Source organism: Salicibibacter halophilus (assembly GCF_006740705.1).
Lineage (GTDB): Bacteria > Bacillota > Bacilli > Bacillales > Marinococcaceae > Salicibibacter > Salicibibacter halophilus.
Map to the genome: position 1 here is coordinate 1553015 of NZ_CP035485.1, position 22318 is coordinate 1575332.

General features: G+C 46.9%; 23 protein-coding genes, 1 tRNA gene and 1 other annotated feature. Of the genes, 10 read left to right on the top strand and 14 right to left on the bottom strand.

All coding sequences use genetic code 11. From position 1 onward, the window contains the following. Nucleotide 1: 1 nt before the first annotated feature. The 8 genes from leuC to ilvE all read right to left on the bottom strand — a co-directional run bounded on the left by leuC (nt 2) and on the right by ilvE (nt 10726). On the bottom strand, nt 2-1417 hold the full coding sequence (gene leuC, locus EPH95_RS07550; protein WP_142088766.1) for a 3-isopropylmalate dehydratase large subunit: 1416 nt from the start codon (nt 1415-1417) through the stop codon (nt 2-4). Nucleotides 1418-1428: 11 nt separating this feature from the next. Further along, nucleotides 1429-2505, bottom strand: coding sequence for a 3-isopropylmalate dehydrogenase (gene leuB / locus EPH95_RS07555; protein WP_142088768.1), 1077 nt, complete (start codon nt 2503-2505; stop codon nt 1429-1431). A 12-nt stretch (nt 2506-2517) separates the two neighbouring features. Continuing rightward, on the bottom strand, nt 2518-4065 hold the full coding sequence (locus tag EPH95_RS07560; protein ID WP_227004092.1) for a 2-isopropylmalate synthase: 1548 nt from the start codon (nt 4063-4065) through the stop codon (nt 2518-2520). After that, nucleotides 4052-5074, bottom strand: coding sequence for a ketol-acid reductoisomerase (ilvC, locus tag EPH95_RS07565; protein ID WP_142088769.1), 1023 nt, complete (start codon nt 5072-5074; stop codon nt 4052-4054). Before ilvC ends, EPH95_RS07560 begins: the two co-directional genes overlap by 14 nt. A gap of 27 nt (nt 5075-5101) precedes the next feature. Further along, the gene (gene ilvN, locus EPH95_RS07570) at nt 5102-5620 is read right to left on the bottom strand and encodes an acetolactate synthase small subunit (RefSeq protein ID WP_142088771.1); all 519 of its coding nucleotides are present in this window, start codon (nt 5618-5620) and stop codon (nt 5102-5104) included. Next, nucleotides 5617-7350, bottom strand: a complete 1734-nt coding sequence (gene ilvB / locus EPH95_RS07575; protein ID WP_193557020.1) for a biosynthetic-type acetolactate synthase large subunit — start codon at nt 7348-7350, stop codon at nt 5617-5619. Before ilvB ends, ilvN begins: the two co-directional genes overlap by 4 nt. A gap of 223 nt (nt 7351-7573) precedes the next feature. Continuing rightward, the gene (gene ltrA / locus EPH95_RS07580) at nt 7574-8902 is read right to left on the bottom strand and encodes a group II intron reverse transcriptase/maturase (protein WP_142086342.1); all 1329 of its coding nucleotides are present in this window, start codon (nt 8900-8902) and stop codon (nt 7574-7576) included. 592 nt (nt 8903-9494) lie between these two features. Next, nucleotides 9495-9755 (bottom strand) — a binding site (T-box leader). Nucleotides 9756-9820: 65 nt separating this feature from the next. Continuing rightward, nucleotides 9821-10726, bottom strand: a complete 906-nt coding sequence (gene ilvE / locus EPH95_RS07585) for a branched-chain-amino-acid transaminase (RefSeq protein ID WP_142088775.1) — start codon at nt 10724-10726, stop codon at nt 9821-9823. A gap of 360 nt (nt 10727-11086) precedes the next feature. Here ilvE and gdhA point away from each other — a divergent pair, with 360 nt between their 5' ends. The 4 genes from gdhA to EPH95_RS18755 all read left to right on the top strand — a co-directional run bounded on the left by gdhA (nt 11087) and on the right by EPH95_RS18755 (nt 13882). After that, nucleotides 11087-12466: an NADP-specific glutamate dehydrogenase gene (gene gdhA, locus EPH95_RS07590; RefSeq protein WP_142088778.1), complete on the top strand. Its 1380-nt coding sequence runs from the start codon at nt 11087-11089 to the stop codon at nt 12464-12466. 277 nt (nt 12467-12743) lie between these two features. Further along, on the top strand, nt 12744-13031 hold the full coding sequence (locus tag EPH95_RS07595) for a hypothetical protein (protein WP_142088780.1): 288 nt from the start codon (nt 12744-12746) through the stop codon (nt 13029-13031). A gap of 2 nt (nt 13032-13033) precedes the next feature. After that, nucleotides 13034-13180 carry a hypothetical protein gene (locus EPH95_RS18750; RefSeq protein ID WP_160141677.1) on the top strand — a complete coding sequence of 49 codons (147 nt, stop codon included), beginning with the start codon at nt 13034-13036 and terminating at the stop codon, nt 13178-13180. A 525-nt stretch (nt 13181-13705) separates the two neighbouring features. Continuing rightward, entirely contained in the window at nt 13706-13882 is a 177-nt protein-coding gene (locus EPH95_RS18755) for a hypothetical protein (RefSeq protein ID WP_160141678.1), read from the top strand. 16 nt (nt 13883-13898) lie between these two features. On the opposite strand, the gene EPH95_RS07600 is transcribed toward EPH95_RS18755, so the two are convergent. Next, nucleotides 13899-14375: a hypothetical protein gene (locus EPH95_RS07600; protein WP_142088782.1), complete on the bottom strand. Its 477-nt coding sequence runs from the start codon at nt 14373-14375 to the stop codon at nt 13899-13901. 969 nt (nt 14376-15344) lie between these two features. Between EPH95_RS07600 and EPH95_RS18760 the strand changes: the two genes are divergently transcribed. From EPH95_RS18760 to EPH95_RS07620, 6 genes are all read left to right on the top strand, one after another. Next, a complete protein-coding gene (locus EPH95_RS18760) occupies nt 15345-15494 on the top strand; it encodes a hypothetical protein (protein WP_160141679.1) in 150 nt (49 codons plus the stop codon). Next, entirely contained in the window at nt 15482-15652 is a 171-nt protein-coding gene (locus tag EPH95_RS07605; RefSeq protein WP_160141680.1) for an SDR family NAD(P)-dependent oxidoreductase, read from the top strand. Before EPH95_RS18760 ends, EPH95_RS07605 begins: the two co-directional genes overlap by 13 nt. A 392-nt stretch (nt 15653-16044) precedes the next feature. Beyond that, nucleotides 16045-16215 carry a hypothetical protein gene (locus EPH95_RS18765; RefSeq protein ID WP_160141681.1) on the top strand — a complete coding sequence of 57 codons (171 nt, stop codon included), beginning with the start codon at nt 16045-16047 and terminating at the stop codon, nt 16213-16215. Between the two features lie 299 nt (nt 16216-16514). Continuing rightward, entirely contained in the window at nt 16515-16772 is a 258-nt protein-coding gene (locus tag EPH95_RS07610; protein WP_142088787.1) for a hypothetical protein, read from the top strand. A gap of 72 nt (nt 16773-16844) precedes the next feature. Further along, a complete protein-coding gene (locus tag EPH95_RS07615; RefSeq protein ID WP_142088789.1) occupies nt 16845-17342 on the top strand; it encodes a hypothetical protein in 498 nt (165 codons plus the stop codon). Nucleotides 17343-17607: 265 nt separating this feature from the next. After that, the gene (locus EPH95_RS07620; protein ID WP_142088791.1) at nt 17608-18627 is read left to right on the top strand and encodes a site-specific integrase; all 1020 of its coding nucleotides are present in this window, start codon (nt 17608-17610) and stop codon (nt 18625-18627) included. Between the two features lie 250 nt (nt 18628-18877). Here the strand turns inward: EPH95_RS07620 and EPH95_RS07630 are convergent. The 5 genes from EPH95_RS07630 to EPH95_RS07650 all read right to left on the bottom strand — a co-directional run bounded on the left by EPH95_RS07630 (nt 18878) and on the right by EPH95_RS07650 (nt 22250). Beyond that, nucleotides 18878-18954 (bottom strand) — tRNA-Arg (locus tag EPH95_RS07630). 66 nt (nt 18955-19020) lie between these two features. Further along, nucleotides 19021-19530 carry a metallophosphoesterase gene (locus tag EPH95_RS07635; RefSeq protein WP_142088796.1) on the bottom strand — a complete coding sequence of 170 codons (510 nt, stop codon included), beginning with the start codon at nt 19528-19530 and terminating at the stop codon, nt 19021-19023. Between the two features lie 114 nt (nt 19531-19644). Then, on the bottom strand, nt 19645-20238 hold the full coding sequence (locus tag EPH95_RS07640) for an XTP/dITP diphosphatase (protein ID WP_142088798.1): 594 nt from the start codon (nt 20236-20238) through the stop codon (nt 19645-19647). Continuing rightward, entirely contained in the window at nt 20235-20996 is a 762-nt protein-coding gene (gene rph / locus EPH95_RS07645) for a ribonuclease PH (protein ID WP_142088800.1), read from the bottom strand. Before rph ends, EPH95_RS07640 begins: the two co-directional genes overlap by 4 nt. 174 nt (nt 20997-21170) lie before the next feature. Continuing rightward, on the bottom strand, nt 21171-22250 hold the full coding sequence (locus EPH95_RS07650; RefSeq protein ID WP_142088802.1) for a GerMN domain-containing protein: 1080 nt from the start codon (nt 22248-22250) through the stop codon (nt 21171-21173). Nucleotides 22251-22318: the final 68 nt, after the last annotated feature.

Sequence of the window (22318 nt, forward strand, 5' to 3'; positions counted from 1 at the left end):
CCTATACTTGTGCAGTGGCGTCAAGTTCACGAACGTCCACGAATCGCCCGTGCACAGCAGCGGCAGCTGCCATAATCGGGCTCATCAAGTGCGTGCGTGCGCCTTTTCCTTGACGTCCCTCAAAATTTCGGTTGGAGGTGGATGCACAGCGCTCTCCTTCCGGCACCTGATCCGGATTCATGCCTAAACACATGCTGCAACCGGCACCTCTCCACTCAAAACCGGCATCGATAAACACTTCCGCCAACCCTTCATCTTCCGCCTGGCGCTTCACCTTCATGGAGCCTGGCACGACGAGCGCCCGAATCCCCGGGGCAACTTTCCTTCCTTCCAAATACTTGGCTGCCTCACGCAAATCACTGATTCGCGCGTTCGTGCACGAACCGAGAAACACGTGCTGAATAGGGATGTCGGTCATTTTCGTTCCCGGCGTGAGCGCCATATATTCCAACGACTGTTCAATCGCCTTTCGATCTGCTTCCGTTTCGCCATCATCAGGGGAAGGAACCTCTCCGTCAATGGATACACCCTGGCCGGGGTTTGTGCCCCAAGTGATCATCGGTTTCACTTCGGACGCATCCAAGACCAACGTGCTGTCAAAAGTGGCATCGTCATCTGTAGCCAGTTGCTCCCATTCTTCCACTTGCTTTTGATAAGCCGATCCTTTTTCCACGTTAGGGCGTCCTTCCAAATAATCAAACGTAACCTGATCGGGGCTGATTAAACCGGCGCGGGCGCCGCCTTCAATGGACATGTTGCAAATGGTCATCCGTTCTTCCATCGTAAGTCCCCGAATCGCTTCTCCGCGGTACTCCACGACATGCCCGCTTCCGAAGTTCACTCCGTATTTGGCAATCAACGCCAAGATGATATCTTTGGCACTGACTCCGGCGGAAAGACGACCATCAACGCGCACTTCCATCGTTTTCGGCCGATTTTGCCACAAGCTTTGCGCTGCCAACACATGTTCCACTTCACTCGTGCCGATGCCGAATGCCAATGCCCCGAATGCTCCATGTGTGGACGTATGGCTGTCTCCGCACACAATCGTCTTTCCGGGCTGTGTGAGCCCGAGCTCGGGACCTATAATATGCACGATTCCGTTATGCGGACTGTCCAGACCGGCCAACTCCACCCCGAATTCCCGACAATTTTCCACAAGCACATCGATTTGTTTTTTGGCAATTTTATCAGTAATCGATTGGCGATCATCCGTCGGAATGTTATGGTCCATCGTCGCGTACGTCAAATCGGGGCGCCTTACGTTTCGCCCCGCAAGCCTTAACCCTTCAAATGCTTGCGGGGATGTCACTTCATGAACTAAATGAAGGTCAATATATAGCAAATCCGGTTTCTCTTCTTCTTGATAAACCGTGTGGCGATCCCAGATTTTCTCAATAATTGTTTTCCCCTTCACGCTTCCCCTCCTTATTCAAGTGCTTTTACGACGGCATCGGTCATTTCCGCTGTTGTCACCGCTTCCTCCGACTTGGACGCAATATCTGCCGTGCGATACCCATCTGCCAAGACTTTTTCGATCGCTGCTTCGATTCGCTCCGCTTCCTTTTCCATTTCAAACCCGTATTTTAACATCATCGCTGCCGAGGCGATGGCGGCCAACGGATTCGCACGATTTTCACCGGCGATATCAGGCGCGGACCCGTGTACCGGCTCGTAAAGGCCGACACCCGTCGATCCCATGCTGGCAGACGGCAACAACCCTAGTGAGCCGGTTAGCATCGAGGCTTCATCGCTCAGGATGTCCCCGAACGTGTTTTCGGTAACGATCACATCGAAGCTTGCCGGTTGTGCAATCAGCTGCATCGCCGCGTTATCAACGAGCATATGCTCGAGCTCCACATCGGGATATCCGCCTCGAACGTCATCCACTATTTCCCGCCACAATCGGCTCGATTCCAGCACATTCGCCTTATCCACAGACACGACTTTTCCTTTTCGCAAGCGCGCGGATTGAAATGCTCGCTCGGCAATGCGCTTGATTTCCGACGTCTTATAGACGAGCGTATCCACCGCCTGCATTTCTCCCTCGTTCTCTTCGCGCATTTTCGGCTCTCCGAAATAAAGGCCTCCCGTCAATTCTCTAACAATCAAAAAATCGACGTCCGCAACAATTTCTTCTTTTAATGGAGAGGATTCGATAAGCGAAGCGTAAGCTTTAACAGGACGCAAATTTGCATATAAATCAAGCGATTTTCTGATTTCCAATAACCCTTTTTCCGGACGGTTTCCACCTGGAAGGTGGTCCCACTTAGGCCCGCCCACGGCGCCAAGCAAAATCCCATCGCTTAAAGCGCTGAGTTCTTTTGTTTCATGCGGCAACGGGGCCCCTTTTTCATCAATGGCGCTCCCGCCGATCAACCCTTCTTGAAAAACGAATTCATGGTCGTGCAAATCCGCGATGTTTTCCAGTACTTTTATTGCTGCTCTTGTCACCTCGGGACCAATCCCGTCCCCGGGGAGTACGGCAATTGTTTTCTTAGTCATAAACAGTCTCCTTCATTGCGAATGAACCGAAGGTTCCGGCACTCCGCCCGGTGCGGCTGCCAGAATGCGATTAATGGCATTTACATACGCATAGGCCGAAGCTTCCAGCACATCATGGGCGGTTCCGCGTCCAATGGACGTTTGCTCCGCATACGTTACGTGGACGACAACTTCCGCAAGGGCGTCTTCGCCGCTGCTTACCGATTGAATGCGATAATCATCCAATTGAATCGGGGCGCCTACAATGCGCTCGAGTGTATTGTAGACTGCCTCCACACTGCCTGAACCAGTGGCGGCTTCTTGCGTTTCTTCCCCGTCCGGCGACTTCATGGTAATTGTCGCCGTCGGGATATTATGCGTTCCCACGTTCACCTGCAATGAGAGCATTTCATAAGCTTTCGTTTCGTTTTCCGATTTATCGGCCACCAACAACGCGAAAATATCATCGTCGGAGATGTCTTTCTTTTTATTGGCCAATTGTTTAAATGCTTTAAACACTCGTTTTAATTCATCTTCCGGAGGGTCAAATCCGAGTTCGGATACTTTGTTCTGAAACGCGTGCTTCCCGGAAAGTTTACCGAGCACCAACTTGTTCGCGTCCACGCCAACAAGCTCAGGCGTGATAATTTCATAGGTGCTGCTTTCTTTCAACACCCCATCTTGGTGGATGCCTGATTCGTGGGCAAATGCATTGTTACCGACAATCGCTTTATTGCCTGGGACCACGTTCCCGGAAAGCTTGCTCACGAGGCTGCTCGTGCGTTTAATTTCTTGAAGGGTAAGATTTTGCTCAGCGCCATAGTGATCGTGACGAATGTGAAGGGCAACGGCAATTTCCTCTAACGACGCATTTCCGGCGCGTTCCCCAATGCCGTTAATGGTACATTCTACTTGATCGGCGCCCCCTTCAATGGCAGCCAGCGAATTGGCGACGGCCATGCCCAAGTCATCATGGCAATGGGTGGAAAGGGTAATGTCTTTTGCCCCTTTTACGTTTTCCTTCAAATGGTGGAACATCGCTCGAATTTCCTGGGCTGTCGTGTAACCGACCGTATCCGGCAAATTGATGACATCGACACCAGCTTCGATCACTTTTTCCATAATATGCTTCAGAAAATCCCAGTCCGTACGGCAGGCATCTTCTGCCGACCATTGCACGACCGAAAAACGTTCTTTTGCATAACGAACGGCCTCGACCGAATCTTGAATCACTTCTTCTTGTGTCGACATTAACTTGTGGTCAATGTGCACATCGGAAGTGGCTATGAAAAGGTGAATGCGGGGCTCCGGTGAATCTTTCAATGCTTCCCAGGCGGTATCGATATCGCTTTTCGAAAGCCGCGAGAGCCCCGTAACCGAACTTTTTTTCACCGCTCTCGCGATTTGCTGCACGGAATAAAAGTCTCCCTCATTGGAGGCCGGAAAACCGGCCTCAATGATGTCAACGCCGAGACGATCAAGCTGCTTGGCAATCTTCAGTTTTTCTTCCCGGTTAAGATTAAGGCCCGGCTGCTGTTCTCCATCTCGTAACGTCGTGTCAAAAAACTTAATTCTCCGCACGCGAAACCACTCCTTTTTGATCGCCTTTGACAAATGGCATCATTTCACGAAGCTTCTGGCCAACAGCTGTAATTTCATGCTCAAGCTCGCGCTGATTAATGGCATTGAATTCCGGACGGTTGGCCTGGTTTTCCAAAATCCAGCCTTTCGCGAATTTTCCTGATTGAATATCTTTCAATATTTCACGCATTTCTTGTTTCGTATCTTCGGTAATGATCCGTTTCCCTGACTGGAAATCGCCCCATTGCGCCGTGTCCGAGATGGAATATCTCATATACTCAAGACCGCCTTCATACATGAGATCGACGATCAATTTCATCTCGTGCAGGCATTCAAAATAGGCAACTTCCGGTTGATACCCTGCTTCGACGAGCGTTTCAAATCCGGCTTTAACGAGTTCGGTTGTTCCTCCGCAGAGCACGGCCTGCTCGCCGAAAAGGTCTGTTTCCGTTTCTTCGCGGAACGTAGTAGCAATGATTCCGGCACGGCCGGCTCCGATTTGCTTCGCATACGCAAGGGCGAGGTCTTTCGCTTCCCCGTGAGGATCTTGCTCGATCGCGTAAAGCGCCGGCACTCCTGCTCCGGATTCATAGGTACGGCGGACGATATGCCCGGGGCCCTTCGGAGCGACCATGAAAACATTCACATCAGACGGCGGTTGAATTTGACTAAAATGAATGTTGAATCCATGGGCGAAAACCAATGATTTTCCGGCTGTAAGCGCAGGTTTGATTTGGTTTTCATAGATGCCGGGCTGTGTTTCATCCGGAAGGGCGAGCATGAGAATGTCAGCCTTTTCCGTAGCTTCTTTTACTTCATGCACATTAAAGCCTTCTTGTTCCGCTTTTTCCCAAGACTTGCCTCTCCGAAGGCCGACAATCACATCAACGCCGCTTTCTTTTAAATTAAGCGCATGGGCGTGGCCTTGAGAACCGAAACCGATGACCGCGACCGTTTTTCCCTGTAGTGCACCTTCATTTACATCATTGTTGTAATATACTTCTACCATTTCTAAATCTCTCCCTTATTTCTTTTATTATTGGATAATTGAATAATGCAGATCCTGCGACTGTTGTTTGGAGCTTCTTTTTAACGCGGTTGTGCCTGTTCTCGCCAATTCTTTTAATCCGTATGGTTTGATTAAGTCAATGAAGGCTTCCACTTTTTGGTGATCGCCGGTCACTTGCAATGTCATGCTCTCACGTCCCACATCGATGATAGATGCCCGAAATGGGCGTGCCAGCGTTTCGATTTCGCCGCGCGTCTGAGGGTTGGCAACAACCTTGATGAGCGCGAGTTCACGCGCGACAATATTTTCTTCCGAAATGTCCCGGACTTTCAAAACGTCGACTTGTTTATTGAGCTGCTTGACCACTTGGTCAAGTCCCCGTTGGCTGTCTACGTTGACGACAAACGTCATTCTCGAAACATCCGGGTTTTCGGTCCTGCCGACGGTAATGCTTTCAATGTTGAATTGTCGCCGGGAAAATAAACCGGTAATGCGGTTTAACACTCCCGACGAATTATTGACGGTGGCCGAGATGGTGCGCTTCACGGACGGATCCCCTCCATTTCATGGTGTCCTTTGCCGGGAGCAATCATCGGGTAACAATTCTCATCAGCCGTTACGCGAAAATCAAACAGTACCGGTCCATCTTCCTTGAGACCCTTTTGAAACGTTGCGCGGACTTCAGACGGGTTTTCAACTTTATAAGCTTTGATATTGTATGCTTCGGCAAGCTTCATAAAGTCAGGCTGGATCGGAAATAACGAGTGGGAATAACGTTCCTCGTAGAACAGCTCCTGCCATTGACGGACCATCCCCAATGATGCGTTGTTAACGATGACGATTTTCACCGGCAAGTTTAATTCTTGTAAAATCGACATTTCCTGCATTGTCATTTGAAAACCCGCGTCCCCGATGACCGCCACCACATCCAAGTTCGGTTCCGCGAACTGTGCGCCAATGGCAGCGGGAAAACCAAAGCCCATGGTTCCCAATCCGCCTGAAGTCACCCAACGATGAGGGTTTGCGAAACGATAATACTGTGCCGCCCACATCTGATGCTGCCCAACATCGGTAGTAACGATGGCCTCCCCGTTCGTTTCCTCATAAATCATGTCAAGGAGCGCCTGTGGCTTTATCGTTTTTCCGTCATCGTTATACCAAAGTGGATAGTCATCACTGTAACTCCGGAGGTGACGGTGCCAATCATCATAAGGAACAGGGGATTTGGCGAGCGCCGACAAACTTTTCAGCGCTTCTCTTGCATCCCCCACGACCGGAATCGCGGTTTCGATATTTTTGCCGATTTCCGCGGGATCAACGTCAATGTGGACAATCTCGGCTCCCGGTGCAAAGTGGTTTAAACTTCCGGTCAGCCGGTCGTCAAAGCGGGCGCCGACATTTATGAGCAAATCGCATTCATGAAGCGCCATGTTGGCTGCGTATAGTCCATGCATGCCCGCCATGCCGAGAAAAAGCGGGTGATTCCCTGGGAACGAACCTAATCCCAATAATGTGTTGGTCACCGGAATCTGCTGTTTTGTAGCATATTCAAACAGTTCATCCGCCCCATCCGCGTGGAGAACGCCAGCGCCGGCAAGGATCACCGGTTTGTTTGCCCGCTCAACGGCGTCCGCAACTTTTTTGATTTGCAATCGATTCGGGTTTACCGTTGGCTGATAACCGGGCATATGGACCTTTTTCGGATATTTAAATGCTCCGATAGCCGTCGAAACGTCTTTTGGAAGATCAATCAACACCGGTCCCGGTCTTCCCGTCGTTGCAATATGAAAAGCTTCTTTCATTACACGCGGAATCTCGTTCACATCACGCAATTGGATGTTATGCTTCGTGATCGGCATCGTTACCCCGACCACGTCCGCTTCTTGAAATGCATCCGTTCCGATCACGTTCGTTGCCACCTGGCCCGTGATTACGATCATCGGCAATGAGTCGATCATGGCATCCGCGATCCCGGTGACAACGTTTGTTGCCCCCGGGCCGGATGTAACAACACAAACGCCCGGTTTTCCGGAAACACGCGCATATCCTTCTGCAGCATGAATTGCCCCTTGTTCGTGGCGGGCGAGAATGTGGTGAATTCCCATTTTGTAAATTTCGTCGTACGTAGGCAAGATAGCCCCGCCCGGATAGCCAAAGATGATATCTACATTTTCTTCCGCCAAAGCACGTAATACGATCTGACTTCCATTCAATTTTTGTGTTTGCTGCTCTTCATTTGCAGTTTTCTCTGCCTGTGTCCTTACGCTTGTGCCCATCTCTAGTCCTCCTTCTTCGCGTTGGTTCTCCACCATTGGCACTCCGCTCCTTTTCTTAAAGATCTAGGCTTTTGACGGACTTTTTATTTAGAAAACTTGGCTTTTCGCCAAGCTTTTATGGGTCGAGTAGGAGGGAGCCTCACCTTTTGTATGGATTGTGCTCCTCCCCCCTCACAGATCCGTGCGGGCGCAATTAACGCACACGGCTCCTCACCAACATCTTTCACAAAATATAGCTAATATGGTTCCTTCGTTCATAGATGTTCACCTTGGCCCTTGGTTTCGGTAAGGGAAACTTAATAAGAAATAACTGAAACTTCTCCCAACCGAACGACTTTCGTTGGCTTCTCCGGTTCATCCATTTGAAAAATTGTTGGATGACCGCATCCCGGAACCTCACCACTGCGGTTACGTTGTCTGTGATACAGTAGTAGTTGTAATAACCATTCAGAGAACGGCTTAGTCTACGGACAATGTCCTTCATAGCCAGATGACGGTGAGCTTTCAGCCATTGGTTCGTTTGTTTGAGCTTGGAGGCTATTTTCTTCTTGCTTGTTTTGCGTTTCACACGAAATTTGCCTTTCTTGCTTTTGCCGCAATAATGGGTGAAACCAAGAAAATCAAACGTTGGCGGGTTCCCTTTCCCCGCCTTTTTATGATTCTCCGCAGCGAACCTCCCAAACGGAATAATTTGCGTTTTATCTTCCGCCACTTCCAGGTTAAATTTGTTCAACCTCAACTTGAGTGCATCGTAGAATGCATGCGCATCTTCATGATACTGAAAGCAGCAGACAAAGTCATCTGCGTATCGCACAAGATATGCCTGCCCTTTGATTCTTTTCTTCACATGCTGTTCAAACCACAGGTCCAAAACATAGTGCAGATACACATTCGCTAGTATCGGCGATATCAGGTTTCCCTGCGGCGTTCCGCTCTCCGTCTTATAATGTTTCGCTTGCTCCATGTATCCGCCCTTGAGGAAACGGGCAATGATTCGGAGAAAGCTCGGGTCTCCAATACGTTCTTTCAGAAATGCCATCATCCACTTGTGGTCAACATGATCAAAGAAACCTTTGATATCCACATCCACGATGTAATTCACATATCTTCTCTCTATATACCCATTTAATACCTTCAATGCATCATGACAATTACGCTGGGGACGAAATCCAAATGAACAATCCAGAAAATCATTCTCATAGATGGCGTTCAAAATGGGCGCCATCCCTTTCTGAACAATTTTATCTTCGTGTTCAGGAATCCCCAGGGGTCTCTTCTTTCCCTTTTCATCCTTTGGAATATAGACCCGCTTATCTGGGCTGGGCCGATAGCTCTTCTGTTTCATTCTAGACACTAAGTCTTCGATATTTTCCTCAAGATTTTGCTCGTACGTTATCTTGGTTGTTCCCTTTACACCAGCTGCCTTACGGTTAGGGAGTTGGTGATGGCATTGCATAAGGTATTCAGGATTCAGCAGGTGCGCAAGAGATGTGAATGTCATAGCTGGGTTGTGCTTAGCTAATTCTGCTATCCTAGCAAGTTTTGTTTCCATTCCGTGTTCCTACCTCCGTGTGTAGGGAATGTGTCCCTTGTTAAGGTGATGTCGGCGTGACACTTGCCTTCCCTCTTTCGGCGTTACCCGACGTCATCGGTACTACGCGGTCATCCGACTTCCTGCTGTCGTCTGGTTTCCTCGCTTTGTATCGCTTGGTCAACCATACTCCCTTCGACTGAAGAAAGAACAAACAGGATCTCCCGAGTTCTCGTGTCATCATTGTATCGCATGCCTGGCTCTCCGACCCCGAGGGAGCTCCGTATATCTCACCGATAATGACATACGGAGTGTCGTTTTCCGGTCTTTCGACACCGTCAACCTCCCCGTTTTAACTATTTACGAGGCTCAATCACTTTCAGGCCTACGACCTAACTGTCTACGCTTAACCCAATGGATTACTCCGTTGAGTCCAAGACTCGCTATTGATGGCTTGGTTAGAGCCTTATCAAACAGGGGTTCCACCTGTTAAATGACACGACCTATGCTCGGTCGCTCCGAAAGCCTTAGTTGCACTTATGTAGGTAAGAAAGTTGATTTATACTTTCTTACCTACTAAAAAAAAACCTTTTCGTCCCATTGGCAATCATGCCAAAGGGGCGAAAAGGTTTCCGCGGTACCACCCTGTTTCCCGCACTGTTCCATATGTGCGGACGCTCGGCGCAACGTTTGCGCCTTTTGCCTAACGACCCGGAAGAGTTAATGGCTCCGGACCGGCTGGAACTAATCATCCATCTGTTCATCCCAGCACTCAGAGGGGAGTTCATCGGAAAGGGCACTTCCGCTTCTCAGCTGACGCGGTTCTCTGTTAAATGCCGATTTTCCAATTACTTATCCTCATCAACGTGTTTTTTTATTTCGTTTGGGTTTATCCTTCATTATAACGTGCTTTAATATAAATGCAATAGCTATTTTTCGTTATCCACCGATTTCGGCTTCCTGTGCATAGATCTGCATGCCGTCGGTTGCCACTTTATTCCGGAAGCACTTTGTAATATATTCCGTTTCCACTCCCGGGGCTCCATCATTGATGACGCGCCCGTCGACTTTAACAACCGCGATCACTTCAGCGGCCGTTCCGGTAAGGAACACTTCATCGGCAACATAAACATCGTGGCGTGTAAAAGGTTCTTCTTTTATCGTATAACCTTCCTCTTCGGCAATCTCGAGAATCGCCTCCCGAGTAATGCCCTCCAATGCGCCGACATAACCGGGCGGAGTATAGAGCGCTTTATTTTTCACGAGGAAAATGTTGTCTCCCGAGCCTTCTGCCACATATCCTTCATTGTTCATCATGAGCGCTTCGGGAACATTCGCGAGGTTGGCTTCAATTTTGACGAGAATATTATTGAGATAATTGAGCGATTTAACCTTCGGACTCAACACATCCGGCCGGTTGCGTCTCGTCGCCACACTGACAATTTCAAGTCCGGTTTCATACAGCTCTTTAGGAAAAAGCGCCAATTCTTCCGCGATCACAACAACTTGGGCCATGCCGCATGATTTCGGATCCAGGCCAAGATTGCCGACGCCTCTCGAGACGACCACTCTTACATATGCATCTCTTAAGCTGTTCTTTCGGACGGTTTCGGCGACCAATTCTTTCATAGCTTCGAACTCGTAAGGGATGTCGAGCATGATCGATTTCGCAGACTCATAGAGTCGCACGAGGTGTTCGTTGAGCCTGTATATATTACCGTCGTAGGCACGAATGCCTTCAAACACGCCATCTCCATATAGAAAACCATGATCGTAAACGGAAATCTTCGCCTCTTCTTTCCGGACAAATTCCCCGCTTAAAAAAATCCATTGATCGTCTTCCATACCTTCTCACCACCACCTCGTAATACTTCACTTCCCCCATTTGTTCACGTCGAGTGGTCAAATGTTTCTTCAAGAGCGACAAATTGTATACCGTATATGTTACGCCGATTCATTAATAAGGTCAACCATTTTCTAAAAAATTATATAACATTTTTAGATTTTGTTTGTTCATTCCTTTATGGCCCACGTTTCCTTTTCCAATTAACTGTTGGATAGGTTTTTTTCGACTTGACTAAACAATTTTATTCATTTGTGATAAGATAAAAAAATATTAGGTTGGTTCGTCCTCTAGTTGAGCGTTTGCACAACCATCCACTGTTAAGAAGAACGTCGAAGCTAATAAGAAAGGGGCTATCTCCATTGGTCACACAAACACAGCAAAAAAGTTCTGAAGAAATAGCGAAAGAATATGTAGACAGCGTTTATGAGACTGTCTGCAGCCGAAATCCGGACGAGGCTGAATTCCATCAAGTTGTAAAGGAAATTTTTGACTCATTAGTTCCGGTCATTGCTCAACATCCTGAATATATGAAGGAGAGCATCCTTGAGCGAATCGTTGAACCGGAACGTCTGATCACTTTCCGTGTGCCTTGGGTGGATGACAAAGGTCACATCCATGTAAACCGAGGCTACCGCGTCCAGTTTAACAGCGCGATCGGACCTTATAAAGGCGGCCTACGCTTCCATCCGTCCGTAAACCCAAGTGTCGTTAAATTCCTCGGTTTTGAACAAATTTTTAAAAACTCCCTTACGGGACAGCCGATCGGCGGCGGCAAAGGTGGAGCCGATTTCGATCCAAAAGGCAAATCCGATGCGGAAATCATGCGTTTTTCGCAGAGCTTTATGCACGAGCTCGGCCAACACATAGGCCCCGACATCGATATACCTGCCGGCGACATCGGAGTAGGGCCGAGGGAAATCGGATATATGTTTGGCCAGTACAAAAAAATGCACGGCCGCTTTGAAGCTGGCACGATCACCGGCAAAGGGTTAGACTACGGAGGCAGCCTCGTCCGAAAAGAGGCCACAGGCTACGGAACCATTTATTTTGTCGAAAAAATGCTGGAAAAACAAGGCGTTAACTTTAAGGACCAAACCGTCGCCGTTTCCGGTTCCGGGAACGTTTCCATCTACGCGATAGAAAAAGCGCAAGACCTGGGGGCGAAGGTTATTACTTGCAGTGATTCCGATGGGTATATTTATGATGAAAAAGGCATTGACGTCGAAACCGTCAAACGTCTGAAAGAAGTGGAAAGAAGACGAATTGAAGATTATCTCGAAGAGCATCCGCACGCGAAATACTACGATACCCCCACAGATGTATGGACCATTCCGTGCACTGTCGCGCTTCCTTGCGCCACCCAACAAGAGATCGATGATGAGACAGCCAACTTGTTAATTAAAAATGGAGTCATCGCCGTTGGAGAAGGGGCAAACATGCCGACATCACTGGAGGCGATTAATACCTTTAAGAAAAACAACGTCCATTTTGCTCCCGCAAAAGCGGCAAACGCCGGCGGTGTAGCAGTTTCATCACTTGAAATGGCCCAAAACAACATGGGTTTTTCCTGGTCCTTTGAAGAAGTGGACGGAAGGCTTCGTGAAATTATGAAAAACATCTATGATAACAGCTCGGAAGCTGCCGAAAAGTATGGCTACGCCGGCGACTTGGTCATCGGCGCAAACATTTCCGGCTTCCTAAAAGTCGCCGACGCCATGGTTGCACAAGGGGTTGTGTAAGCGCCATCGATGAACAAAAGCTCCCGGTTTTAAAACCGGGAGCTTTTGTTTGGCCAAAAAAGTGGCAACGCATCTAGAAATCCCATTAAATATAATGGCCACCCTTGAATGGATCGGGCTTTTGCAGATTCATTTTTTTAAAAACACAGCTAAGTAATTTTGGCAGTATCACAAGATAAGTATCACTCCTTGCACCACCTCGTTCACCATACATAAGGATGTTGCATAGGCTATTTACAAAGCGATTCGTACATACAAGGAGGAAAGGAGAGTAACTATGAATCACAAGAGACCCCCATATAACACGCTCGATTTATTACAGGAAAGGAATATAGAGATCATTGCGGCTGCTTTGCTTGTGACGGGCAAACTTAGAACCAACTTCGTCTCCATATTCCGTGATGAGCCTACGATAGAAGTGCTGCTTACAGGAGAATTTCCTTCTTTAAATAATGACGGCAATGAAAATCAGGTCGATAATTTTATCAAGGAAAACGGTGATATGACGGTCAATGATCTTATGGAAAAAATAAATGAGCGTTTAAAACAAGAAAGGGGAAATTAGGCATGTATGAAGGTTTTGATGGAGTAACGTTTAATCAAGGGATTATTTTTATTTTATTCATTGTCTTGCTTCTATTCGGAACTTTTATATCCACGACCGCCGAAGAAGATGATGAAGAAGCCCAACTGGCCGTCGCGGCTGATGCATAAGCGCTGCCATTAAAAGAAACATTGATTCAGAATCGTGACAAAATGAAAACTCAATTAATGGAAAACCGGGCCTTAAGGAGCAGCAGAGATCTCTGCTGTTTTTTTTGGTGATTAGCAATACCTGATTTGCATCGTTCATTGGCAGGACAATAGGGCGGGTATGATCCCCATGTTTTCCGACAAATTGTTCCAACAGAATATACGTCGAAGAATATTAGGTTCCATATCTCCACCCTAACCCCTCCCCGGCATAGCGGGCTCCAAAATTTATAATTTCTTACCCTTTCAAAAAAGGGCAACCGCAAGAGCGTCTACCCCCATGATGGACTTGCCACCTAATAGATTGTTGAGAATGTGCAGGTATATGTACTATAGTATAGAAAAAGTCAGTCATAAAAAGATATCCGAAAAACAATCACATACGCAAAATAGAGAGTGCAAACGGGGTGGCTAGAATCCCCCAACCCTGCAAAAGATACCTTCTTACATTAGTTCATTATAACATGGGAAAAGGGGGAGAAAAAAATGAGTGAACGTGGGAAAAGATATGTTGAACTAGTCATCGTTTCATTGGTACTCATCACCTTGATTATATCCTTTGACCTCCCACAAGTGGTGCTTGCAACCGTTGTGACTGTATCTCTTCTCGGGATTATAACTATTGAAGTCAAAGAATATTTGAAACGAAGTAAAGCTCCGTAAATAGGGGCTTTTCCTTTTATGATGATGGACTAATAGACATCCCGTCTACATCATAAATATTGTCTTGTCCACGGGCGCTATTTTTGCTATATGAAAGCGTAACATCGAAACTTTGAGCGTCTGGATTGTTACGGATCGCATTGACAACGGCATCTGAGCCATGGTCAATGATAAATGTGGAAAAGTAAGACGCTACCGCTCCTGAGGATACAGAAATCCCAACCCTTCGGAGAGGAGAAAGAGCGATGCTTGTTGCCACTCCCGTGACAAAGGCTTCGTTATTTTCAGCATATACAGCATCATCATAAAACGACCACATTTCATCCCTTGTCACGTTTTGCGTGGTTGTGAAACTCTGCCCTAATTCGTTCGCTTCACTTTGCGTAACCACTAATGAACTGGGCGATGCTTCCGCACTGTCCACCATGCCATAGCTGATGATGGTTACAACGAAAAGCGCCACTATTCCTTGTATGAATGCTTTTTTTACCATAGTTTCAACCTCCTAAGAATGGTAATTTGTGTATCTATTTCCATTTTAAACAAGGTTATAAGCTTTTGAAAACAAAGAATTTTCGACATAAAAAGGTGGTAGACAAACAAGCTATGTCTGTAAACTCTTTAGAGAATACAGCCGTTCAGATTTAACTGGAAAACTTCAATCCAGCTAAGCTTGAAAACGTTGCAGACCATTATTCAATCAATTGACACGGGCTACAGCTCGTATTTTTTGTTGAGGAATAAAGAACGATCCCCTGACGGAAGCCAAGGGATCGGGGAAAGGGGATCGCGGAGGACTATGATTAGTCACAATCAACATAGAATTTGACTGTGCACTCTTTCTCGCGCTCTTTGTCGTCTTTTTCCTTGCATCCACATCCATGGTGATTGTTGCACCCACAGTGATTATGCTTGCGGCGGCGCTCGCGATGATCATGTTTCTTCTTCACAGGCTCGCAGGTACATTCATATCGATCACCATCGTAGTCAAGACCGAAGACGAGTTCATCCCACTTTTTAAACATTTCGTATACCCCTTTCTTATTGAGGTATACAATACTTTATGTAACGAGAAGAAATGCTTGTAATGCAGGTACCTACTTGTCCGCAAAAACAAACGCTTAACTAGAATCATCTGTTAAATAATGGAGATAATAAAACTGAGGAGTCCTTTATTAAAATAGCGGTGGCTACAAGTTATGAACAGGACTTCCTTTAATTAGCACGAGCTCCGGCTCGTGTTTTTTTGTTTAGGGCCTGTTGCCCTAATGGCATGGATAAGATCGGCTCTGCGCTTCCATTGTCAGACCACGATTTGTTGTTCCCATTATCTGGCTTACTAAGCAGCTTCCTGTGCGGACATCTGAGGGATGTCCCTGAGCATTTTTTCACCGTCAAACGCGTGTTGTCTTGTGCGTTATATGGGTAGTGGTCATGTGTACTTATAAGGAGGTATGTTACAATGACCAAAGAAAAAAAGGTAGCGCTAGAACAGGCGGGCGTTCGGGGCTTAGCCGGGCCATCGCCCGCCATCCACACACTTCCAATAGCAAATAGAAAGAATCAGAAGGAGCAAATGTTGCCCTGGCTGCCCGTCGATTGGACAAATTAAACGACGTAAAAAGTGAAATGACAGAGATAACGAATAGTCCGGAGGCGGTCCAAGCAGATATGTCAGATCGAAACGACGTTAATCACCTCGCCGAAAAGGTACAAACCGAATTAGGCTATGTAGATATTTTTGTCAACAATGCTGGGCACAAATGCTAACAGGAGCCGTACGATCCGGTGAGGTTGAGGAATGGGAGGAAATGGTTGATGCTAATATAAAAGGTGTGCTTTACGGCATTGATGCTGTATTGCCATCCATGCTGAGCGGATCTGCCGCCACACTATTCATCTATGATTGAACGGTTTTGGAGGGATAACGTGGCCTTTTTTCGCAAGAACAGAGGAAGTTTTTTACAACGGTTCCGCAAGTGATGTATCACATATTGTTGATCGTTCAAATCGCCCTATTTGGGGGTTGCTTACGTTAAACCCCTCTGATTTGGAGCAAATCATTTATGGATCGGCGATTGCAATTTTTACTCTTTTGGCCTTGATCAATGCGCTGGAATATCTGTTCATCCATCGGAGAAAAAAACAAAGGGGTAACAATAATGCTTAAACGATTGCGGCCTTACGTCGAAGTAACGATCGTCACGCTTATTTTGACGGGCGTTCTCCTTCTTATTGATGCCCCTACATCTGTTTTGGTCGCTATTCCCTATATTTACATCATCGTTATGATCGTGCAATGGTTTAAAGAACAACATAAAGCCCCCGAATAAAAAGGCTTTATCTATAAAAAAAAGGATGAAAGAACAATGATGCAACATACTCGCGAACAAACAAAAATACCACATTATGGAGGGAAGGAAGATGAATCGCAAAAAAAGGCTACCGACAAATTATATTTGCTAGTATTTTCATTTTGCTTGTTATTGGTATATTTGGATGGGATAACGTTGCATTATATGGTTTTATAGCGTCTGCTTTGACATGCATCGTTTTGCTGGAAGTTATCTTATATGCCAAAAAAGACCGCCGAATAAAAAAGGGTTCAGACATACAGAAAGGATGAAAACCAATGATGCAACATGCTCGTGAACAAACAACCATGCCAAATTGGATAAGGCAAGTATGGGCAATAGCTTTAGCCTTGGCAGTTCTATCGGCGCTGATTTTCCCACTCGCCGTTTCCCTGTTTCTGTTATTCGTGATTACGTCTGTCTATTCGTATGTAGCATATCGCCACACGCTTATATCCAAAAAAAGAATGTTGCTCGAAATCCCGACATGGGCGGCGATATATGTGGTCATTTTTATCATTTCCGACATTTTATGACAAAAAGGGTTAAAATTTGCCATCAAATAAGGTAGCATCTCCCGTGTAATTCTATTAGGAGGTGTTTCCTTTATGTTTGCTAGTATCGCAAGCATCCCACAAAAAAATATTATAGGTGCATTTGCGTCGATGGTTGTCGCGTCGATTTTTGCATTCGGTGTACTTAGTCCGGACGAAGCAAGCGCCCAATCATCCTCCGATCCACCTCCGCATATGCCGGATTCAAGCAACATGCAAGTGGTTAATGAACGTAGTTATTCCACCGCGGACACATCGACCGCCGAAGCATTCGCAAGCGCTTCCGCGTCTTATCTCGTCGGCTCTGGGGTTTCGAATCGTTTACATGGATCTTTAGCGGCGGGGCTTTCAGCGGCTTTCACTCAAAATTTGGAAGATAGAACGGCTTACGTCGATGTAACCATAAGCGCGGTTGATGGACAGTTCGGATGCCAGCCGCAACGATACTACGAGCAAGATTTCGAGATTTACACCGACTCCGATCGGAATAACCTCGAATCATCCGGGACACAATATGCTTGGCACGCTATCGATGGCGAATCGCCTTGTTAATCTCCCTGCCCTCGCTATTGCGGGGGCTTTTTATGTAAAAAGGGACGCGACTATAAAAGCCACGCCCTGTCAAAAGGCGATCGGTACTGATTTTCCGACCCATGAGCACGAGGATTTTGCGTAATATTTTTGCGTTCCTGACTTTCTTTTACAGTTGATTTTATCGCCGCATTATGCGAAAGCGGTCGAAGATACGAAAGAACATTTTGGTGTATCGAGTGATTTTGCTTTGAAGCGGATAAAGATGGACTAATGGAGGGATAACGTGGGATACATTGAAAAACGCCGAAATAATAAATACCGCCTAAATGTTGTGATCGGTTACACCGATAAGAAGAAAAAAATTTATGAACGGCGAATGATCGAAGCGAAGAATCAAACAGAAGCAAAAAAAAAACTCGCCAAATTTGAAAGCGAGATCCTTAGCGGGCATTACATACGCCCTGATAAAATGCTACTTAAAGATTTTTATGTAAACGAATGGCTCGAAAAATATGCGCCGGAGCGTTTCGGGGTGAACACGCTTCATGAAATGCAGTCGATCATTGAAAAGAGAATATTGCCGAAGTTCGGAGCGATGGCAATATCCGAATTCCAAACCATCCACATTGTGAACTTTATCGAAGATCTCAAAAAAGATGGTCGTCGATTGGATGGAAAACTCAGCAAACTTTCCGCATCTAGTATAACGAATTGTTACAAGGCTATCAATACGCTGTTTCATTGCGCTGAAAAGTACGGATTGATCCAGAGCAAACCGGCGAAAGGGGTCGAAACGCCATCCACAACCGGGCGAAAGGTGCAGTTGAATTATTCCTCGGAAATGTTGTGGAATTTGATCGAATGCATTAAACACGAGCCGAAGGACAAGCAGCTTTTGTTTTGGATCGCCTTTGTGACCTCCGCACGCGAAGCGGAGATCGTAGCCTTAGAAGAAAAACACATCTTAGCGGATCGACAAGCGATCTTTTTCGAGCAATCGCTCTATGAAAAGAAAGGCGGCGGCGTTGGCGTGAAGGCCATCAAAAACCACTTGGAGGGGACAGCTGCCGTTCCTCCGGAACTTATGCACATGATTCAAGGCGTGATCCATGAGAAGCGTCAAGAAAAAATGAAGATGCGCGATCGCTGGCAATATCAAGACACGCTCTTTTTGTTTGGGGATATTTACGGCAAACCCCTGCGACCGGATGGCTTTTCCCGTTGGTGGCGGAAGTTTATCACCAAAAACAACTTGGAAAAATACGTTTTCATGACTTGCGACATCTATCCTTCACATTTTTGATCAAAAAAACGTCCCGATGAAATCAATCTCGGAACGTGCTCGCCATTCGAATATTGGGACAACGATGGATATATACGGACACAACATCGTCGATATCGATCATGTTTCCGCTTCTCATTTCAGCCGATTTTTTAAGCAAGAAGGGACAGGCGAATAGCCTTTTTCCCTTCGCTTTTTTTTCTCTCTATCAGGGAACGTATGTGCTAAGTTGAAAATTCGCTCCCCAAATCGCTAATGCGAACGCTGTAAATGGCGTCCCAGGCAGGACTCGAACCTGCGGCCTACAGCTTAGAAGGCTGTTGCTCTATCCAGCTGAGCTACTGGGACATAGCGACATTACCTATAATAGCGAATTGTGAGGGCAGAGTCAATGGCCAATTTATTTTTTGGCCATTACTTCATGAAAGATAGGTCTTTCATCTCATTTCCACTGTCTTTTTCATAAAAATGAACCGCTTGGACTTCCCCGTAATCAATCGTAACGAGGGCATAAGTTGGTTCCGTTGGTTTTTTTGGCAATGTTAAACTGCCGGGGTTCACGTAAGTAATTCCGTCTTTTTCGTAGGCACCGGCATGATGGGAATGGCCATGGAAAACGAGACAGGCGCCTTTTTCCAATGCGGTTTGTTGCAAAAGTTGATTGGTGCTCTTTACTTGATACAAATGCCCATGGGTAAGCCAGACGTCAATCCCGCCGATAGCGGGAACCTCATGTTCGGGAAATTCTCCGGGTGCATCCGTATTTCCGCTCACTACATAAAAAGATTCCAGGAGCGGATCCTGCTTGTCCAATTCGGAATCCCCACAATGAAACATGGCCTCAACATGCTGTGCATGGCGTTCTCTGAGCTTTTTTAAACCCTCGCGATCTCCATGTGTGTCACTGACGACAAGCCATTGCATCTAACCTCACCCCTTTTTATGTTCATAAGTTGTTACTCTTTCATCATTAAGCCTTTGCACCTAGAAAGGCCGATCACCACAGATGATGAACCGGAAATCCAACCAGTTGCAACCCTACATTCCCGACTTTTCCCATTCAGCTTTCATTTTTTGCAACGCTTTGCCGCGGTGACTGATGCGGTTTTTTTCTTCCGAAGAAAGTTCGGCTAACGTCTTGTACAACTGGGGAATATACATAAGCGGGTCATAACCGAAACCATTCGTCCCCTTCGGTTCTGACACTATTTCTCCTTCACACGTTCCCTCTACTTCGATCGCCTCTCCATTTGGGTTTTTATACACGAGGGCACAAATAAATCGGGCCGTTCGTTCTTCCCGGGGCACTCCCTCTAGACAATGGAGCAGCTTTTCATTATTTTTTCCGTCATTTTTTTCCTCTCCTGCAAACCGGGCCGAATATACTCCGGGGGAGCCATCGAGCGCATCAACGGCCAAACCGGAATCATCGGCAAGGGAAGGGAGGCCGGTGAATTGCGCTACATAATCGGCTTTGATGCGGGCATTGGCAACAAATGTTTCCCCTGTCTCTTCAATTTCCGGGCAATCAGGATAGTCGCGCAGAGAATATACCGCTGCCGCACCTGCCAACAGTGTCTCCAATTCTTTTCTTTTACCCTCGTTTTTGGTGGCCAAAACAATGTTTTTCATGTTTTCCCTTCTCTCGTTACAGGAAGTGTCGTCCCCGCGTCATCCAATACCTGTTTTTGAATCCCGATCAGATTTTGAATGCCCTCTTCAGCCAAACCAAGCATCTCATCCAATTGATCCCGGGAAAATGTGGCTTCTTCACCGGTTCCCTGAACCTCAACAAATTGACCGGATCCCGTCATGACGACGTTAAAGTCCACCGCAGCAGCCGAATCCTCTTCGTAACATAAGTCAAGCAGCGCTTCTCCTTTATCGTCAATGCCAACGGAGACTGCAGCCAGGTAATCGACAATCGGAAAAGATTTTAAGGCCACATCTTGAGCCAAGCGTGAAAATGCCATCACGGTCGCGACAAACGCTCCCGTAATCGAGGCTGTCCGCGTTCCCCCATCCGCCTGAATCACATCACAATCAACCCAGACCGTACGCTCGCCAAAAGCTTCAAGGTCAATGACGGAACGAAGCGCACGTCCGATCAACCGCTGGATTTCCATCGTCCGTCCGGATACTTTCCCTTTTGAAGATTCACGGATATTGCGTTCTCCCGTCGCGCGTGGAAGCATCGCGTATTCCGCTGTTATCCATCCTTTCCCTTGCCCGCGTAAAAATGGCGGTACACGCTTCTCAATACTGGCTGTACAAATCACCTTTGTGTCCCCGACACGGATGAAAACGGAGCCTTCCGGATGCTTTAAATAATCCGTCTCGATCACCGTTTCTCGCAATTCTTCCCGATTTTCTCTATCATCCAAGCGCATGTCTGTTTCCTCCTCCACTTGCCTGCTTTTTTCTTTTCTATGCTTAGCATTCCTATGTATATGTTATCCTCGGGAGCTAATCTCTCCATCCTCCATCAGAAAAAGGCAGCATTGGCGACGATGCTACCTTTTCCATTCAGATTATACCATTTTTTAAGCCTGCTTGCATTTCCCTTAAAACTCCCCTTGGTTGACCATCGCAGGCCTCGAAACCGGTTCTGCAAACGATTCGCCGTCCACCTGTTCAAGTTGGGACTCTCCCTCAACGTGATAATCAACTTCTTCTACCCCTTCAATCCCTGTCAAAGAAAGGGTCAACATGGCCATTGCTTCTTCGGCCAAAGCCTCTCCGTCATTTTCAGCCAACAACGCTTCATTGAAGTTTACTGTTAAAACCCCATCTTCCAATTCAGGCTCGTCAACCAGTTCCACATTTTGGCGTAATGCCGAAATTAAATCGGTTTCCGGGCTCGGGCCGCTCAATAATGCATCAACCACAGCTTCAGCTTCATTTACATCTCCATCGATTCGCCTGGTAACAGGCACATAATACTCATCATCTTCTTTCACGCTAATAAAATAAACCGTTGTTGCTTCGCTCGCCGTTATATCAGCGGGACCGTTTCCTTCAAGGTTAATGCCCACTGTTTCAGCTGTGCCGTCACCGACCGGCGTGTCCGCGTTCGGAAGCGTTTCTTGTGTATGGCCATTGATTTGGATTTCCACTTGTTCAACCTCGTCAAATTGTGTCAATGTCCACGTAACCGCTTGTAAAAGGGCCTCTTCATGTTCTTCGGGATACTCTGCAAATTCAGGTGAAAAATCCACAGCAACCGTGCCATCCTCCGATAAATCAATGCCCTGAACCTCCGTGTCCGGAGGCAACACTGCCTGGAGCCCGCTCGGTAATTGGTTCGTAATCGGCCCCTCTACGACAAGGTGTTCAAGGGATTGTTTGAGAACTTCCGACTCATTTTCAAACTGAAATGTCCGGGGGACGACAAGACCATTTTCATCAAGCAAGTACAGCTCCCTTTCCACCCCTTCTTCTTCAGCATCCTTATTTCCTTCGTCTTCGGCCGGTTCCTCCCCGTCTGAATCTTCCTCCTCTGTATCCATTTCGGAGGTTCCTTCCTCCTGTACGTCGTTGCTCGCTGCCTCATTTTGTTCTGCTTCATCGCTCCCTGAACTACAACCATACACCAATAGCACCGTCAACATGAGAAAAGAGGACCCCTTCAAGAACTTTCGCACGCTTTTTCCCCTCCTTAAGAAAGCTTATCTATCCAAAGTATACGAGCTAGCAGGGAAAAATAGACCAG